This is a genomic window from Rhodococcus sp. WS3 (assembly GCF_003797085.1).
Taxonomy (GTDB): Bacteria; Actinomycetota; Actinomycetes; order Mycobacteriales; family Mycobacteriaceae; genus Rhodococcus_F; species Rhodococcus_F globerula.
Map to the genome: position 1 here is coordinate 2,356,028 of NZ_RKMA01000001.1, position 16,611 is coordinate 2,372,638.

The 16,611-nt window shown below is 59.9% G+C and carries 15 protein-coding genes and 1 pseudogene; 8 read left to right on the top strand and 8 right to left on the bottom strand.

Features of this window, described 5'->3' with window-relative positions; genetic code table 11:
- Positions 1-29 precede the first annotated feature (29 nt).
- Positions 30-992 carry an alpha/beta hydrolase gene (locus EEB13_RS10670; protein ID WP_261984495.1) on the bottom strand — a complete coding sequence of 321 codons (963 nt, stop codon included), beginning with the start codon at positions 990-992 and terminating at the stop codon, positions 30-32.
- A 635-nt stretch (positions 993-1,627) separates the two neighbouring features.
- Here EEB13_RS10670 and EEB13_RS10675 point away from each other — a divergent pair.
- Entirely contained in the window at positions 1,628-4,840 is a 3,213-nt protein-coding gene (locus tag EEB13_RS10675; RefSeq protein WP_141485588.1) for a protein kinase domain-containing protein, read from the top strand.
- 45 nt (positions 4,841-4,885) lie between these two features.
- Here EEB13_RS10675 and EEB13_RS10680 read toward each other — a convergent pair whose 3' ends face one another.
- Positions 4,886-5,545: a TetR/AcrR family transcriptional regulator gene (locus EEB13_RS10680; protein ID WP_141485206.1), complete on the bottom strand. Its 660-nt coding sequence runs from the start codon at positions 5,543-5,545 to the stop codon at positions 4,886-4,888.
- 176 nt (positions 5,546-5,721) lie between these two features.
- Between EEB13_RS10680 and EEB13_RS10685 the strand changes: the two genes are divergently transcribed.
- Positions 5,722-6,633, top strand: coding sequence for an alpha/beta hydrolase (locus EEB13_RS10685; protein WP_261984542.1), 912 nt, complete (start codon positions 5,722-5,724; stop codon positions 6,631-6,633).
- Positions 6,634-7,075: 442 nt separating this feature from the next.
- Here the strand turns inward: EEB13_RS10685 and EEB13_RS10690 are convergent, their stop codons facing one another.
- Complete coding sequence (locus EEB13_RS10690; RefSeq protein ID WP_141485207.1) at positions 7,076-7,945, bottom strand: haloalkane dehalogenase; 870 nt, start codon at positions 7,943-7,945, stop codon at positions 7,076-7,078.
- A gap of 64 nt (positions 7,946-8,009) precedes the next feature.
- Between EEB13_RS10690 and EEB13_RS10695 the strand changes: the two genes are divergently transcribed.
- The gene (locus tag EEB13_RS10695; RefSeq protein WP_051730433.1) at positions 8,010-8,468 is read left to right on the top strand and encodes a MarR family winged helix-turn-helix transcriptional regulator; all 459 of its coding nucleotides are present in this window, start codon (positions 8,010-8,012) and stop codon (positions 8,466-8,468) included.
- Positions 8,469-8,540: 72 nt separating this feature from the next.
- Positions 8,541-8,984: a hypothetical protein gene (locus tag EEB13_RS10700; RefSeq protein WP_045065765.1), complete on the top strand. Its 444-nt coding sequence runs from the start codon at positions 8,541-8,543 to the stop codon at positions 8,982-8,984.
- A gap of 47 nt (positions 8,985-9,031) precedes the next feature.
- Here EEB13_RS10700 and EEB13_RS32445 read toward each other — a convergent pair.
- Positions 9,032-9,121 (bottom strand): annotated as a pseudogene (locus EEB13_RS32445) (hypothetical protein); the annotation flags it as partial.
- A gap of 69 nt (positions 9,122-9,190) precedes the next feature.
- On the bottom strand, positions 9,191-10,228 hold the full coding sequence (locus EEB13_RS10705) for a restriction endonuclease (RefSeq protein WP_033233767.1): 1,038 nt from the start codon (positions 10,226-10,228) through the stop codon (positions 9,191-9,193).
- Between the two features lie 62 nt (positions 10,229-10,290).
- Here EEB13_RS10705 and EEB13_RS10710 point away from each other — a divergent pair, with 62 nt between their 5' ends.
- On the top strand, positions 10,291-11,370 hold the full coding sequence (locus EEB13_RS10710) for a PD-(D/E)XK nuclease family protein (protein ID WP_187328528.1): 1,080 nt from the start codon (positions 10,291-10,293) through the stop codon (positions 11,368-11,370).
- A gap of 33 nt (positions 11,371-11,403) precedes the next feature.
- Here the strand turns inward: EEB13_RS10710 and EEB13_RS10715 are convergent, their stop codons facing one another.
- The gene (locus tag EEB13_RS10715) at positions 11,404-11,991 is read right to left on the bottom strand and encodes a TetR/AcrR family transcriptional regulator (RefSeq protein WP_033233769.1); all 588 of its coding nucleotides are present in this window, start codon (positions 11,989-11,991) and stop codon (positions 11,404-11,406) included.
- 276 nt (positions 11,992-12,267) lie between these two features.
- Between EEB13_RS10715 and EEB13_RS10720 the strand changes: the two genes are divergently transcribed.
- Both EEB13_RS10720 and EEB13_RS10725 read left to right on the top strand, forming a co-directional pair.
- Complete coding sequence (locus tag EEB13_RS10720; RefSeq protein WP_141485209.1) at positions 12,268-12,528, top strand: hypothetical protein; 261 nt, start codon at positions 12,268-12,270, stop codon at positions 12,526-12,528.
- Positions 12,529-12,546: 18 nt separating this feature from the next.
- Positions 12,547-13,689, top strand: a complete 1,143-nt coding sequence (locus EEB13_RS10725; protein ID WP_141485210.1) for a Rieske 2Fe-2S domain-containing protein — start codon at positions 12,547-12,549, stop codon at positions 13,687-13,689.
- A gap of 53 nt (positions 13,690-13,742) precedes the next feature.
- On the opposite strand, the gene EEB13_RS10730 is transcribed toward EEB13_RS10725, so the two are convergent.
- On the bottom strand, positions 13,743-14,474 hold the full coding sequence (locus tag EEB13_RS10730; RefSeq protein ID WP_033233772.1) for an IclR family transcriptional regulator: 732 nt from the start codon (positions 14,472-14,474) through the stop codon (positions 13,743-13,745).
- 210 nt (positions 14,475-14,684) lie between these two features.
- Here EEB13_RS10730 and EEB13_RS10735 point away from each other — a divergent pair, with 210 nt between their 5' ends.
- Entirely contained in the window at positions 14,685-15,590 is a 906-nt protein-coding gene (locus tag EEB13_RS10735; RefSeq protein WP_141485211.1) for an IclR family transcriptional regulator, read from the top strand.
- A 27-nt stretch (positions 15,591-15,617) separates the two neighbouring features.
- Here the strand turns inward: EEB13_RS10735 and EEB13_RS10740 are convergent, their stop codons facing one another.
- Positions 15,618-16,535, bottom strand: coding sequence for a LysR substrate-binding domain-containing protein (locus EEB13_RS10740; protein WP_095887449.1), 918 nt, complete (start codon positions 16,533-16,535; stop codon positions 15,618-15,620).
- Between the last annotated feature and the right edge of the window lie 76 nt (positions 16,536-16,611).

The window sequence follows — 16,611 nt, forward strand, 5'->3', positions numbered from 1 at the left end:
GAGATGACTGTGTTGGATGCTGAATACGGTTACAGGTCCGCGATGACCCGGCAACGATCCGCCAGAGTGCGACGGGTGACCCCGATATCCAGACTCATGCGGTCATGTCCGTGAATTACACCAGGAAGAACCTGCAATTCACATGAGATGCCCACCTCGTACAGTCTGCGCGCATAGGAAATCGATTCATCCCTGAAGATGTCGAGTTCACCCACTTCGATATAGGTGGGAGGAAGACCCGAAAAGTCCTCGAGACGCGCGGGCGCGGCGATCGGTGAGACCCTGTCGCTGCCGAAGTCTGCTCCGAGCACCGCTCTCCAGGAGGTCCAGTTGTTGTCATGCGTCCACGCGACGGCACCCTCGAGAATCGGGTCCGGTTCGGTGTTTCGGTCATCCAGCATCGGGTAGATGAGAATTTGTTTCGCGACCGGAACGCCTCTGTCTCGAGCAAGAATCACAGTTCCTGCAGCAACACCGCCGCCGCCGCTATCGCCCATGACGGCAATGCGAGCTGGATCTACTCCGAGTTCATCGGCGTGGTCGACAAGCCATTGAAGACCGGTGAATCCGTCTTCCGCAAGTGAGGTGCCTGTCTGTTCGGGAGCGAGCCTGTAATCGACAAGCAGCAGTGGAACATTCGACTCCTGCACGTAGTAGCGAACGATTCCGTCGTAGTGGTCGGGTTTGCCGGAGATCATCCCTCCACCGTGCAAGTACACGACTGCTGGACGGTCGGTCGTTGTCCCGGCATCGGTGCTGTAGAAATGCAATCCAATTTCTGAGCCGTCAGGCGTCGGGGCGAAGTGCGAACTTACGGAGACGCCAGTCGAGGGCGGAGAAGGAACGCCTGCCATCCCAGCTTCGAGGACGGCCCGAAGCCCTAACGCGTCGCCGCGCTCGGGGATGGTGATCCCGCCATTCGCCATGGCTTCGGAAGCGATAACAGCGCAGGCTGCGGCCAGTTCAGGATCCATCATGTTGATCGTTGACATCGTTGTCCTATCAAGCTCGTGTTGGGTTGGGATCAGCGCCCTCAACGAGACACTAACGGACAACTGTACGATTGTCACCACTAATGGACAGCTGTTTGATTACAGCAGCTTTGATCGCAACCGGGGCGCTCCAGTAAGTCGACCCATATGGAGGATTCGGGTTCATACGCGCACGGAACCCCGAGCCTCCGTTGCTGTTACGAGATAGGCATCCGCCTTTCCCTCCGACGTCGACCGCTGTGGCAACGACAGCACACGCCACCAGTCGGATCTATCTCGATCAGGCAAAACGACCGCCGGAGCATCCACTGGAGCGAATGCCATATCGGCCTACGACACCTTCCTTTCAGGCTCGTCGACCGCTTTGCCCACTCCCCTAAAGCGACGACTGCGAAAGCGGAGAGCACCAATGCCGGGCCACACACGCGATACCTTGCACCGCGACAGTTTTGCCCCGCTGACTCGTAGTCTTGCCCATCTGATTGCTGAACTACCGACAGGCGCAATGGCGGCGATATCCTGAGAACACATCGTCGACAAGGTGGCATACGTCATTCCTGCTTCGATGACGCGAAGAGGGTGAAGTGCGCAGAAGCCGATGGCCGACCAGAAATCCGTTCGAGACGCAGGGTGACATGGTCCCCGACGTCAGCATCGAATTGAGTGCCGCGGGATTCGACAACGCCCGCGAGATCGAACGTGGCGATCACAGTGCGGTCTATCGGTGCACACAAACCACACTCGACCGCACAGTAGTGGTCACAGTTCTCCCCGCCGATCTTGATGACGGCGACCTGAATCACTTCCTCCGCGGACAACAGGCAATGGGCCGACTCGCCGGACACCCCCACATTCTCGACGTCCTACAGGCCGGTGCCACCGACAGCGGACGCCCATTTATTGTGATGCAAGACCACGAGCGCGGTTCCCTCGATGCTCAACTCCGCCGACACGGCCCACTGACTCTGGAAGACACATTGAGGTTAGGGGTGAAACTAGCCGGCGCACTCGAAGCCGCGCACCGACTCGGAATCGTGCACCGCGACGTGAAACCCGCGAACATCCTATTCACGGAATACGGCGAGCCGGCGCTCACCAACTTCGGGATCGCACACCTCGCAAGCGGTTTGGAAACTACGCCCGAAATCCTGGCTGGGGCCTCGACATTCACCGCACCGGAGGTCCTCGCGGGCGGATTACCGAGCCCCGCCTCGGACATCTACGGTCTCGCTGCCACCTTGTACTGCGCCGTGACAGGTCACACCGCGTTCGAACGCCGCAGAGGTGAGCATTTGTCCATCAAGATCACCACGCAGCCCATTCCAGACCCACGCGATCAGAACATCGCCGACGCCTTGCCTGCGGTGATCGAACGCGCCACGTCCACAAATCCGGACGACAGACACCCAACGGCAGCCACGCTCGGCGAGGAGATACGCGATCTCCAACTGCGACACGACATCCCGGCCGACGACACAGCCGTGCGCGCACAATTGGGAGCACCGTCGGAACCGCGGCAACGTCACCGGAAATTCCTTCCGCCCACCCCAAATAGCCCTGGTGGTGCTCTGCCGCTGGAATTGACCAGCTTCGTCGGGCGCCGCAGCGAACTCGCAGAGTTGAAAGCCTTGCTGAGTTCATCGAGACTGGTGACGTTGACCGGGATCGGCGGCGTCGGGAAAACGCGGCTCGCATTGCGGGCAGCGGCAAATGCGAAGTCGAACTTCGGAAACGGCGTCTGGCTCGTAGAACTCGGCGAACTGTCCGACGAATCACTACTAGTCGACGTAGTCGTGGCGGCACTCGGACTTCGAGACCAGTCAGCAATACCTCCGCACAAGGTTCTCCTCGATTTCCTCGCCAACCGCGAGGTGCTGATACTCCTCGACAACTGTGAACAAGTCGTCGACGCCGCAGCCTCCCTGTCGGAGACGCTACTGCGGTCCTGCCCGGGCGTGCGCATTCTCGCGACGAGCCGAGAAGCGTTCGGGATCGGCGCCGAATTGGTCATGCGCGTTCCACCCCTCACAGTTCCTGATCTCAACTGTGAGGGGTCGCTTCGCGGGCTTCCCCGCTACGACGCGGTCACGTTGTTCGTCGAACGCGCAGCCTCTGCTGTCCCCACCTTCGAGCTCACCGACGACAACCGCAGCGTCATCACACAGATCTGCAACCGATTGGACGGACTGCCCCTCCCGATCGAGTTGGCCGCGGCGCGGCTACGAACGATGTCGCCGGAGCAGATCCTGCAGCGACTCGACGACCGGTACTCCCTGCTCACCCGCGGCAACCGGGGCGCGCCGTCGAGGCAGCGAACACTTCGATTGTGCATCGACTGGAGCCACGACCTGTGCACGCCGCAAGAACAGTTGGTGTGGGCACGGCTGTCGGTATTCGCCGGCAGTGTCGGACTCGACGCGGCGGAAGAGGTCTGCAGCACCGGGATGGCACCCACCGACCTGCTCGACACATTGGCTTCTCTGGTCGACAAGTCAATCCTCATACGGGAGGAATCGAACGGCACGGTTCGATTCCGACTGCTCGAAACCCTCCGTGACTACGGCCGAGAACAACTGCAGCGGCGCAATGAATTTCTGGAACTCCGTCGCATGCATCGAGATTGGTATCAGCAGCTCGCGCTTGACGCCGAATCCGAGTGGATCAGCGCGAGACAGCTCGACTGGATCGCGCGACTCGAGCAAGAGCAGCCGAATTTCCGTGAGGCACTGGAATTCTGCATCTCCGACAGCCCGGACGCAGGACTGCGCATCTCCGCCGCACTACTACCGTTTTGGAGTTCACGTGGGCCATTCAGTGAGGCGCGGCACTGGCTCGACCGACTCCTGGCACGCCAGCCAGGGCAGGTGACGGTCGAACGAGCCATCGCGTTGTACTCCAGCAGCGTGCTGGCCGAGGTGCAGGGCGACATGGATGCCGGCGCCGACCTGGCCGAGGAAGGGCGCGGGCTCGCCGCGCGGATCACCGACCCACGCACTCATGCCTTCATCGCACACTCCGACGGGATCTTGGCGGTGTTCAACGGAGACATCCCCCGGGCATGCGCACGCCTGGAACGGGCCCTCGAATTGTTCGGCCCAGGATACGACGCACCACAAATCGGCATTCTGCACATGCTCGGAAATGCGTATGAACAAGGGGGCGACATACGACGGGCAATCGAATGCTACGAACGCGTACTCGCTGTCACCGAGGCACGCGGAGAGTGTGTATACCGATCATACGTGCTGTGGTCCATGGCAGTTGCGATGTGGCGACAGGGCAACCGCTCACGAACTATAGAGTTGCTCGAGAGCTCTCTGCAGCTGTGCCGACAGGTGAAAGACCGCCTCATGGCCCCGACATGCTTCGAGGCGCTGGCCTGGATCGCAGCCAGTGAGAACGACCCACGTCGTGCCGTAATTCTGATGGCCGCAGGCGAGGAACTGGTACGAGAAGTCGGCAGTGTCACAATCATGTTTCCCGCCCTCTTCGTCCACCATGAGGAATCCGATCGAGCATGCCACCAGGCACTGGGACAACGCGAATTCGACGCCGCCCATCGGAAGGGCCGGTCGCTGGGATTCGACGCGGCCATCGCATATGCACTGCGTGAGGAACTCCCGGAGGCCCCGCCCGGTCATACGTCGACGACTCCGACGAGACGAGAACAGGAAGTCGCGGAACTGATAGCCGAAGGCATGACCAACAAGGAGATCGCAAGCCGACTCGTGATCTCACCGCGAACCGCACAAGGACATGTCGAGCACCTGCTCACCAAACTCGGATTCACATCCCGCGCACAGATCGCAGCGTGGGTAGTGGAGCAGTCGCGAAATGAACCGTCGTAATGAGCACGATCCTCCGACAGCATCGCCAGGTTCTGCCTGTATACGTCATTCGTCCTGTTCGTCAGGATGAGTGATGAGAATCGGGGCTTCGAGCGTTTGGGCCTCCGTAAGCCATTCCGGCAGCATCCGTTTCACGATCACGGCCAGATCAGCAGCTGACTGTGGCGCACCACTTTGAAACCACTCAACGAGGACTGAGAGGATCCCACCAACCAGAAACGTCGCAGCCTGAGACGCATCAACATCATCAGGCTTGGTGTGCGCCGCACTAATCGCAGTCGTGAGATGAGCAACGAGTGTTGCGTGCAACTCAGCCAGGGCAGGTATCTGAGCGTCCGCGAAAAGTACCGCCGAGCACAGGAGCCTATGGCGCCCGAGATGCTCGAAGAGCTCCTCGAAGCTGACGGCCGATCCCACACGTGAAGCAGCTGCATACGGCTCGATGTTCCCTGAAGGTTCCAAGTCGTCGAGTACCGACCGGAATGCCGCTACCCCAACCTCTTCGGCGCCGGCGAAGTGCTTATAGAATGAGCTGCGGCTCACTCCCGCTTCTTGAGCCAGGGACGATACCGTGGGAGTGGTCTCACCATTTTCGAGTTGCCTCTCATAAGCTGCCAACAGCTGCTGTCGAGTTCGTTTGGATCGAGGGTCCTTCACATTGCCTTCGCGCATGAACACCGCAGGTGGCGTGCCGGTCAAGCCCACTGAATTTCCTCCCCACAGGTTTGCGAACCTAATCGCACAGTTGTCCCCTAACTGCAACTATCGTACAGTCGTCTATTAGTTTCCCGATAAGGACCCACACTCACTCGAGGTAGATAGGACGCCAGGTGTCACCAGCGAACATGTTCGACCCCGAAATTTCCGCACTGTTCGTGGCGATGGCCGAGTCTTCCGATCCGGCCGTCGAGCGAGAAGTTCCACAGAGGGGTGACGTATTGGGCCTTCGAACAATGATCGACAGCGGTTTGGCCCACCTCCCACACCCGGACGCGTCAAACGTCTCTTCTACCTCATACCGCGCTACAGCTCCTGACGGCGTAGAGATCGAATTACGTTGGTACTCAAGTGATGATGACAAGAGATCGGATCGACCAGCAGTGGTGTACCTGCACGGCGGCGGGAGGGTCGCAGGCAGCATCGAACACTACGAGAAACTGGTGCGTTACTACGTTCAGGAGACGAAGGTACCCGTACTTCAGGTCGACTACCGCTTAGCTCCGGAGTACACAGGCACGACCGCTCCGGAAGACGGATTCGCCGGCCTCCAATGGCTCATCAGCCACGCTGACGAACTCGGGGTGGACCCTACTCGTATTGCCGTCATGGGCGACAGCGGCGGCGGCGGTGTCGCTGCAGGCACCGCGATCCTCGCACGAGACAGAAACATCAACCTTGCAAAGCAGATCCTCATCTACCCGATGCTCGATGACCGCAACACCGAACCTGATCCAGTCCTGGAAGGCATGTTCGGCTGGACCCACGACAACAACTGGACATGCTGGACCGCAGTTCTCGGAGACGACTTCGGCTGCGATGACGTCTCGCCGATCACCGCCCCAGCTAGATTGAGGGACTTTGCAGGACTCCCACCCGCGTATGTCGAAGTCGGCGACCTCGACATCTTTCGGGACGAGTGCATCGCGTACGCACAGCAGTTATACAGCGTCCACATCTCATGCGAGTTGCATATCCTCCCTGGGGTCATCCATGGCCACGACCTCATAAGCTTCGATCTCGGTGTGACCCAACGGACGCTCGCAGATCGCTGCAAGGTTATCAGCGCCTTGTAATTCCACAGCGATCACGAGTACACCGTTCCCTGCCCAGAAGCCCGGCCGACATAACCACCGCAGCCATCGCCCAACAGGTCGGCATGAGCATCTAGTCCAAACGAGAGGTCCGCGAAGGCGGATGCGTGACCGAAATACCTTGCAGTACAGCACTTTCGATGAATACTTGAAGTGGGTCAAGTGTCATCCCAGCCCAGGCGTCGATCGATACGCCCGGCCTCCAGGTGCCCGCAAGAGTAAATTTCGGCCAACCGTCAAGGGAAATCATTTGGCTCAGCATATCGACGCGGAACGTGCAGCCAATTTCACTGCTGTCGTCGACCTCGAAGTAGCGATCAGTTTCCCCTATTCCGACAAGGGGAAACCTGCCCCAAAGGTCTCACGAAAACGGACAGAGTTCACCTTTTAGGCCGAAAGATTTTCCTCAGAAGTTAATTCACTCTCACTGAGCGAGGCAGCGGCTCCCGCTCCACTCCACGATCGCGGAGGCAATCGCGTCGGGCCGATCCTCGGGTGCGAGGTGGCCGGCGGGTCCACATTCCATGACATCGAGGTGGGCAATATTCGACCTGCTCCACTCGATCTCGTCACGGCCGACCATGAGTAGTTCGGACGGGCCGTTGAACGTCATCAGGAGTTTCGGTACATCGCTACTTCCCGCGAGCCACTTTCCGTACGACGCCACCCGCGTGTGTACGTCCGCCGGGGTCCCTTCGATGGGGAATGCCCGCGGCCAGGCAAGCAGTGGCCGGCGACTCTCGGATGTGGGGTACGGAGCACGATACGAGGCCGCATCGCCGTCCGAGAGTCCGCTGAGCACGGTCTTGTCGAGAGCAACCTCGAGAAAGAAGTTCTGTTCGAGCACCTTCGCCTCACCTGTTCCGGGAGTGCGCAATGCCTCGACTCGCGCCCTGGCGTCACCCGGAAAATGTTCGGCCCACGTCATCGGACGGAGGATCGTCTCGAGGAAGGCGACCCCGCGGACGCGATCGGGATGCCGCGCAGCCCAGTCGAATGCCAGTGCCCCGCCCCAGTCGTGTCCGACGAGCACAACATCGTCGAGTTCCAAGGCGTCGAACCAGGCGTCGAGGTAGCGGGCGGTGTCTACGAAGCCATAGTCGATCGCGGGTTTACCGGACTCTCCCATCCCGATGAGGTCGGGAGCGAGAGCGCGGCCGAGGGCACTAACCGACGGCAGAATATTCCGCCACAGGTACGACGACGTGGGATTACCGTGCAGCAGCACGAACGGCGGACCGTCACCCGATTCCCGATGAGCCATTTTCGAGTCGAGCACAGGCGTGATGGGCATGACGTCTCCTCAAAATAGTTTCCATGTACTCTATTTTCAAATAGTAGCCATGTACTCTATTTTCATGCAAGACCGCGAATCATGGACAACCGGAGCACTCGTCTGGCACCTGAGCCTGCGCTGGCGCGCGGGAGTCGACCGTGCGCTCGCCCATCTCGGCCTCACGCACGCTCAATACTCGGTACTCGCACCCCTTCACAGCCTTGTGCGTGCGGGCGAAAGACCGAGCCAACGCGAACTCGCCGAACAGACTGGACTGCAACCGATTTACATCTCCAAACTGGTACGCGCGCTGGAGCGCAGCGGCTTCGTGTCGAGCGAACGCGATACCCGCGATGCGCGCGCTGTTCGTCTCGATCTCACCAAAGAGGGCCACCGAACTGCGTTGCAAGCCAAAGAGATCGTTCGCCAGCTGGACCACGAGAACACACATGCTCTCGGAGGTGAGGGCGGCCGCGAAATCGCAGAACTCCATCGAGCCCTCGTCGCACTACTGGACGCGACCGATGCAGCTGACGAATAGGCCGTTCATCGATCATCGTGCGAAGTTCGAAGTTGGCTCCACCGAAGAGCAAAAACGGACATACTAAACTTCATGAACATTCGATCTGCAGTTCTATACGCCGCAATCGGCAAGGCCAGCGGGTTTCGCAGCGCAGTCGGGATCACCACGTTCCTGGTGCTCAGGTTCCGGGGCACACGCTACGAACGACTGTCGATCGGTGGATCCGTCGTTGCAATCGGTGGCGAGTTCGTCATGGATAAACTCCCGACGACACCATCTCGGCTCGCGCCTCCGTCCTTGACCGCACGAGCTGCAGCCGGGGGCGCCGCCGCCTACGCGATTGCTCGGGCCCAGAGTGAACCCGTCGCCCCTGCCATCGCAATCGGCGCCGCCTCGGCGGTGGCAGGCTCGTATGCAGGCCACGCGTACCGGGGGTGGGCATCGAAGCGAGTTCCGGCACTGGGAGCAGCCCTCGTCGAGGATGCAGTCGCCCTCGGAATGGGAGCGGCTGTGCTGGGCCAAGTAGCCGAGTAGCGCTCCCCGTTTTGCCAGACATTGAACGAGGAGACTGCTTCGATGTCTCGAGCGTGGGTCACCACTTCACGCCCAACGGACAGCGGCAGCATCAGTTCTTCGGAGACCCCGCCGACGACACGGGCGCAATCATCCATTCAAAATCGTTGTAGGTCTTCATCTTCGACATCTAACCCCCTTCCTGGGATTGGGGTGGACATGATTGTTCAGTCGAATCCGCTGTCTCTGTCTACGACAAACACTTTCCTAAGCGGCAGCCTGCTGCGCCAGTGGGCGGGCAGGAGATCGTAGTGATCGAGAATCCATTCCACGATCTCGCTGCGGCCGATCAACCGCAGGTCGCCACGAGTCCGATCCAGTGCCTGCGCGTCGGCGCTGTACGAACCCAGAGACACGAACAAACCCACCTCCCCTGCGGACAAGGTGCCGATGAGTTGCTGCACTTCGGGACGACCCATGGTTCTATCGGTGTGCTTGCACTGCACCTTGATCAGAGGAGGCTCCAGCCCCAAGGGGTCACGGTGCGCGACAATATCGATTCCCCCGTCTCGTGAATACGGGAGAACACGAGTGCGGTAACCCATCGCCGTCAGCAGATCAGCGACAAAATGCTCGAAACCGCGGTGGCTGACGTCGATTTTCAACATGTTGATGATGAAGTCAGCAGTCGACTCCATAAGCCGTGATGGATTCGGTTCTTCGGTTGCGCTGTCGACGGCAACATCCATATCGTCAGCATTCGCCTCTGCTTCGGCGACCGCAGTAACTGCCTCCGCGCTGCCGGTCTCGAGATATGTCCGAAATTCTGCATCGTGTCGCCTAACCCGAAATAGCGTTACTGCTGAGCCGATCTCGTACAGCGCCGACGTAGTGAACTCCGACCGTGGAATCCCGATACGCTGCCATCGCACAGGCCGACGGTGGCGGTGCGTCGGCGCATCGACAGCAAAATAGTAGTCACCATCAATGACGCCGATATTGATCGTCGAATCGTCCTTGTGGGGCGCTATGACGATGTCGCCGACTTCCATGTCGAAAGCGAATCGCACCAGTACCCCGGCCTGCACTGGATACGATCCAGCTTTCCCTGCTGGGTATTGCTCCGAAAGCAGAGTCTTGATGGTGCCACGATCGTCGCCGATCTGCCTCAGATTCCCGACCCTGTCCCAACCGATACTGATAAATTTCCCGGCAATCAGATCAACGCTGGGCTCGTCGTTGTGGATCCCCCACATTGCACTCATGACGGACACGGTATCGGTTGCAAACTGACAGGAATAGGCTGGCTATGACTACACACGCATCAATGTTTCTTCAACGTCTCCTTCGTTCCGAGGTTAATGTCGGGGCATTCATCGGATATTTGGTGGAGCGCGACGCGACACCATTACAGAATGCGCTCGGACTCGATGAAAACGTCGTCAGTGCCCGAGTAGAAGTTCCTCACGGGAAAGGCCGCATGGATGTAGTGCTGTACGGCGCCGCAAGTCCTATCGCGATTCTCGAATTGAAGGTTTCGGCAACCGAGCACGGCGATCAGCTCGACAGATACGCGGAATTCGCACAGACACACAATGCCCGTAAGTTTCTGCTGGACTTGGAGACCGACGGTTCAACAGTGCCGCAAGGGTGGACCCGCATCGGACTCGCCGACCTGTTCGGTTACTGGTCTTCGTCTACGAACTCAACAGTTCGCGGCCTCGCCGCCGAGGCATCAACTGTCTTCGCGACATGGAAGTCGCAACTGAACGGCCGTTTCGGCCAAATGGATTCAGCGATCGTAACCGTCGCGCTGCGAGCAGCTTCCGAGGAGTTGGCCCTGCGCACCCCGTACGACATGTACACACGTGCAACCTCTGGCGGGCAGCCATCCATCACTGCGTATCTACCGCACCCCTCGGGGGCCGACGACGCATACTTCTGCATCGACATCCGTTGCAAGGACAAGAACAATCCTCACCTCCCGTGGATCGCCCGTCTCGGTGTGCACGTCGACCGTGGCGAAGACCTAGCCGCTGCCAGACGAACCGCTCATCGTCTAGCTATGCCACTGGTGCCAGCCCTGTCCGTCGCGGAAGTCCAGTCGGCATGCGCAAACTCTGGAATAGGCACGTTGGCAACAGTATTGACTTCCGAGAGACCACTGAGGGAGCCCAGATCGCAAAGCACCAGTATCGAAAAATGGTTGGCAGCCGTCGACAGCGCAGGAGACGGCAAAATCTCGGCCCACCCAGTCTTCTTCCACGACTGGGGTCGCCGCCTCGCGGCCCAGTACTCACTCGACCTCACTGATGTGACGCGCAACGATCTTGGACAGCTGATCGTGATTCTCATGGATCACCTCACCGAATCCGCATTCAGCGCAACGCCTCTAACTACGCCGTAGAGCGGGGCATCGCGGCACGATAGACCCTCATAGCTAGACCTTCGGGGTGCGTAGCAGACCCCCGAGGATTACCTTGACCACTTCGTGGGCGAGCCAATCCACAGATTTGTCCTCGGTCGGCGTGTGCCACTCACTCGACGACCAGATGGCATATCGAAGCATGTGATCGACGACGTCGAGATCAACGTCGTCGCGAAAAATACCCTGATCAACGCCGGCTGCAAGAGTGTTCGACCACTCCCTCTCGAATTGGCCGTACAACTCCCCAATGTTGCCTTGCTCGAGAATTGTTGCGTGGATGTAGTCGCCCTCACGACGCCACATGGTCGTTGCGTGCAGGTATTCATGCGAACAGCGCAGAGCAATCTCGGACAGCGCCTCGATGCGTTTCGTCGGCTCCACGGCAGTGACTGCGTGCACCTTGTCCACCAGGTCCTCGAGATAGAGCCTGATGATCTCTGCGACTATCGCATCCTTGGAAGGGAAGTAATGGTAGAGCGCACCCGAGCGCACTCCCACGGCGTCGCCGATCTCCCGAATCGTGGTAGCGGCTATCCCTTTTATTGCGAATATCTCGCCGGCGCGATCGAGGATTTGCTGTCGTCGCTCCTGCGGTTCCATTTCGTCTGTTCTCCTGATGCTGTTTCGCGTATTCGACTGTCGAATTCGACCGCTCACCGAAACGAGCGAATAACCCCTACAGTATCGACCTGTGTTCGGCGAGTGGTCCGCTACTCGATTCTGGCGCTTACATCCTCGCACTACATCACAGGCCATGCATTGCCCGTGGACGGTGGCCAGGCCCTTGTCCGGTAACTTTTCAGTTCAACTGAATTGGCCTGTCGCCTGACGATCATTCCTTCTACGTTCAAGGAAGAACGATAGGAAGGAAGTGTCATGGCGCCTGTCGACTGCGCATCGTGCGGCCAGCGAGTCCTCGTCGAGAAGTACAGCTCGATCCATACCGGTATCCAATGGCCGGCTGCAGAGAACGTGCGATGCCCTTACCGCGACGTCCAGGTCAACACCCTGCAACCCGGATCACTCGTGCGATCGTGCAGCGGGCTGAGCGACGCTGTCCAGGCTGCAATTGAGAACGGCAAGCTTCGCGAATCTCCTCGCCCTGAGGGCCTTTCGCACGTATCAAATCATCGCTGAATACACACTGGAGGATTCATGACCGACATCATCGCCGAACCCGAGGTCAGGGTCATCGAGGCAGGCAAGAACCCGACTCGATTTGCGCGAGGCTGGCACTGCCTCGGCCTGGCCGCGACGTTTCGTGACGGAAAGCCGCACCAAATCAAGGCTTTCGGCACCGACTTGGTGGTGTTCGCAGACTCCGAGAACGAGTTGCACATCCTTGACGCATACTGCCGACACATGGGCGGCAACCTCGCGATGGGGCAGATCAAAGGCGACTCCATCGCCTGCCCGTTCCACGATTGGCGGTGGGGCGGGAACGGGCGCTGCACTGGCATTCCTTACGCGCGGCGCGTCCCTCCGCTAGCACGCACACGATCGTGGAATGTGCTCGAACGCAACGGAATGCTCTTTACCTGGCATGACCCGGAGGGCAACACGCCGCCGGAGGATGTGACGATTCCGGAGATCGAGGGATGGGGCACCGATCGGTGGAGCGAGTGGTCGTGGCGCACCTTCCACGTGGAGGGCTCGCACTGCCGTGAGATCGTCGACAACGTTGTCGACATGGCTCACTTCTTCTACGTTCATTTCCAGATGCCGGGCTACTTCAAGAATGTGTTCGAAGGCCAGGTCGCTGCACAGCACATGCGCTCGGTAGGCCGGGACGACATCAAAACCGGTGTACAGATGGACCTTCCAGATGCCGAGACCGTGTCGGAAGCTGCCTACTACGGTCCGTCTTTCATGCTCGATACGGTGTGGACGATTTCCGGGGACACCACGGTGGAGGCAAAGGTCATCAACTGCCACTACCCTGTCACCGACAATTCGTTTGTCCTGCAGTACGGCACATGTGTCGAACGCACGCCGGGCAACTCGGACGAGCAGGCCGAAGCCACCGCTCAGATGTTCACCGAGGGTCTCGAGACGCAGTTCCTCCAGGATATCGAGATCTGGAAACACAAGAGCCGCATCGAAAATCCGCTCCTCACCGAAGAGGACGGGCCCGTCTACCAACTTCGCCGCTGGTACCAGCAGTTCTATGTAGACGTCAAGGACGTCACAGACGAAATGACCGCACGCTACGAGTACGAGGTGGACACCACTCGCGCTCTGGAGAACTGGTCCACCGAGGTGCAGGAAAATCTCGCACGCGTCGACGCGGATACGTAAAATTCGCGTGAGCTCACAGTTGCCGCGCCCTGCCCCAGCAGAGCGCGGCAACATCAGTTTCCGGACAGTCGATTTCGGATCGTTGCTACCGCGAGGCGGACAGGGACCGAGACAGCCATCGGATCGAACGTACCGGTAGGGCCGGTTACCGAGATCGCGCCAATCGGACTGCGGCCCTTAATGATAGCGGCACCGACACACGATACTCCGAGCACCGTCTCGTTCCGATCGTGGGCAATTCCGCGGTTACGAATGTCGGCATACTCCCTTCGCAGTCGAACTGGGTCCACTATCGTGTTCGGCGTGGAACGCGGCGGCGTCAGCGCCGCGGTCGGATCAAGCTCTGCCATCAAGGTTTTGCCTATTGCCGTCGACGCCGCGGGAAGGCGCCCGCCGGCGCGGGTGGGCAGCCGAACGGCGAAGGAGCCACCGACTTTGTCGAGATAGAGAACGTCAGCGCCGACGGGGACTGCGAGGTGAACCACGAGACCCGTAGTCGCGTGCAGTTGATAGAGGACGGGCTGCGCCACGCTGTGAAGCCGATCATGATGCAACGCAAGCGAACCGAGTTCGAATATCTTACGACCCAACCGGTACGTGTGACCCTCACGTTGAAGCCATGTCAGACGTACGAGTTGTCCGAGCATGCGGTGGGTCGACGACGCGGGAAGCCCCGTCCGTCTCGACAAGTCCGACAAAGTCAGTCGCTCGTCCTCATCGAAAGCCTCGAGCAATATCGAGGCGCGATCGAGTACCGCTACCGGGGAATTTTCATCACAGGGCATGGGGCATCTCCGTGGGTCGGCAGCGTACGACGGGCACGCTGCATGAATGACCCCTTCGGCTTTAAGGGCCATATGCAGGTTGTTTGATCGCTTGATCAATGTACAATCGGACTATACAGTGCAAGTGACAGGGGTCACCACCTGACGGACACGCCAAATGCCAACGGCAACTGAAGCGACACTCGGGAAACCCCGGAAAGGAAGGCGTCCATGGCCGTTGTCGACATGAACGACAAGAAGTCCTCTGCCCCACCGGCCGGCGGTCGGTCCACCACAGACTTACCGCCGTCGATGGTCGAGCGGATGACACTCATTCTCGATGCCTTCGATGGACGGGCAACCCACCTCAGTCTCGAAGAAACCGCGCGACGCGCCCGGTTGCCGCGATCGACCGTCCACCGCATTCTCGAGCAGCTCGTCAAGCTCGACTGGGTCGCTCACGCGCCGATTGGTTACCGCCTCGGCCGACGCGCACTCGGACTTGACGGCGGCATCGGCGACCACGGCCAGCTGCGTGCAGCCGCAGCACCGCTGCTACACGAACTACACCTGAAAACCGGAATGGTCGTGCATCTGTCAGTTCTCGACGACTGCGAAAATGTCTACCTCGACAAGGTAGGTGGACGCTTTGCTACGACGCTACCGTCGCGCGTCGGCGGTCGCGCCCTTGCACATTCGACGGCAGGCGGCAAAGCGATGCTGGCGTGCATCGCTCCCGAACAGGTGGACACCCTGTTCGGTGTGACGCTCCCGCGCTGCACCGACAGCACCATCGCGGACATCGCAGTTCTGCATCAAGAGCTGAGCCGTATTCGGCAGCGTCGAGGCTTGGCCTTCGAGTGCGGCGAATCAACACCGGGTGTCGCGTGCGTCGCGTCGGCTATTCGCGGGCACGAAGGGCCGATCGGCAGCATCTCGTTGTGCAGCGATACGCAGACCGCTCAGCTCGAGCGGGTAGCGCCATTGGTGCTCGACGCAGCTCGTGAGGTGTCGCGCTCCCTGTACCCCGAACTGGTCGCTCCACGTCGTGGCCGCAAACCTCCACCGGTTCCCACGAGCACTTTCTCCGCAGCAACGATGGATCGCCTCATGGCGTCGTCCGAGCACTGGATCTGAAGCCATCGGATTTGTGCTCGGAAGATTTCACACAGTAGCCAACCGCCTGAGAATCCCAGCCAAAGTCTCGACGCCCGCAGCAGCCTGACTCGTCCGCCGGAACAGTCCGACGGGCTCGGCTGTACCAGGGGCCGACTGCGGCAAGCGCACAAGCGTTCCGTCGTCGAGGTCGGTCTGCGGCACGCGCTCGGGTGTGAACCACACCGAGTCACTGCGGCGGGCGAGAGTACGTGCAACCGATACATCAAGTGTTTCAACACAACCGCTCGGCAACGTGAGCCCATGCCGGCGCAGAAACACTTCGGTGTGTCGGCGCGGAACCGTCCCTGTTGTCGCCACCACCAATGGAAATTCGAGTACCCGCGGCATCGGCACCGGTTCCACAAACGCCGTCAAAGGATGTTCGGGGCGAACGACAAGTGCCAGCGATTCGGTGTAGAGCAGTTCGAAGTCGATTCCCTGCAAGACATCGGGATCCGTCATTCTGCCCACCACCAAATCAAGGTCACCCGCGCGAATCCCTTCCAGAAGTGCGTCGTTGACTCCAGTGACAACATGTACCCCCAACTCCGGATACGTTTCGTGCAACTGTGAAATCGCCTTCGGTAGTAAAACACTCGCGACTGTGGGAAGCGCACCTACGCGGACCGGCACACTGGGTACGCCGGGGGCGACCAACGCCCGTGCCGCCGACGTCATGGCGTCGACGGCCGCAGATGCGTGGCCGAGAAAGTACTCGCCGGCCGGAGTGAGACGGGCACCATGACGGCCCCTCTCGACGAGACGCATCCCGGCCATCTGCTCGAGTTCGTTGAGCGTCTTGGTGACCGCCGGCTGCGTCAGGTGGAGTCGCTGTGCCGCCCGACCGAGATTGCGCTCCTGCGCGACGGCGACAAAGCAGGTCAGGTGCCGAAGCTGAATTCGGCTACTCGCTACGCCGGCCATGCGCCCAGACCACCAAACATTTCCATCAGCAGAGGTTATGAAAAGGGCGAGAAATCGTCAATTTACATGACTGAGT

Excerpts from the sequence above, each read along its gene's own strand:
- EEB13_RS10670 (WP_261984495.1), bottom strand. The coding sequence starts at position 992 with ATGTCAACGATCAACATGATGGATCCTGAACTGGCCGCAGCCTGCGCT.
- EEB13_RS10675 (WP_141485588.1), top strand. The coding sequence starts at position 1,628 with ATGGTCCCCGACGTCAGCATCGAATTGAGTGCCGCGGGATTCGACAAC.
- EEB13_RS10685 (WP_261984542.1), top strand. The coding sequence starts at position 5,722 with ATGGCCGAGTCTTCCGATCCGGCCGTCGAGCGAGAAGTTCCACAGAGG.
- EEB13_RS10690 (WP_141485207.1), bottom strand. The coding sequence starts at position 7,945 with ATGCCCATCACGCCTGTGCTCGACTCGAAAATGGCTCATCGGGAATCG.
- EEB13_RS10695 (WP_051730433.1), top strand. The coding sequence starts at position 8,010 with ATGCAAGACCGCGAATCATGGACAACCGGAGCACTCGTCTGGCACCTG.
- EEB13_RS10700 (WP_045065765.1), top strand. The coding sequence starts at position 8,541 with ATGAACATTCGATCTGCAGTTCTATACGCCGCAATCGGCAAGGCCAGC.
- EEB13_RS10705 (WP_033233767.1), bottom strand. The coding sequence starts at position 10,228 with ATGAGTGCAATGTGGGGGATCCACAACGACGAGCCCAGCGTTGATCTG.
- EEB13_RS10710 (WP_187328528.1), top strand. The coding sequence starts at position 10,291 with ATGTTTCTTCAACGTCTCCTTCGTTCCGAGGTTAATGTCGGGGCATTC.
- EEB13_RS10715 (WP_033233769.1), bottom strand. The coding sequence starts at position 11,991 with ATGGAACCGCAGGAGCGACGACAGCAAATCCTCGATCGCGCCGGCGAG.
- EEB13_RS10720 (WP_141485209.1), top strand. The coding sequence starts at position 12,268 with ATGGCGCCTGTCGACTGCGCATCGTGCGGCCAGCGAGTCCTCGTCGAG.
- EEB13_RS10725 (WP_141485210.1), top strand. The coding sequence starts at position 12,547 with ATGACCGACATCATCGCCGAACCCGAGGTCAGGGTCATCGAGGCAGGC.
- EEB13_RS10730 (WP_033233772.1), bottom strand. The coding sequence starts at position 14,474 with ATGCCCTGTGATGAAAATTCCCCGGTAGCGGTACTCGATCGCGCCTCG.
- EEB13_RS10735 (WP_141485211.1), top strand. The coding sequence starts at position 14,685 with ATGGCCGTTGTCGACATGAACGACAAGAAGTCCTCTGCCCCACCGGCC.
- EEB13_RS10740 (WP_095887449.1), bottom strand. The coding sequence starts at position 16,535 with ATGGCCGGCGTAGCGAGTAGCCGAATTCAGCTTCGGCACCTGACCTGC.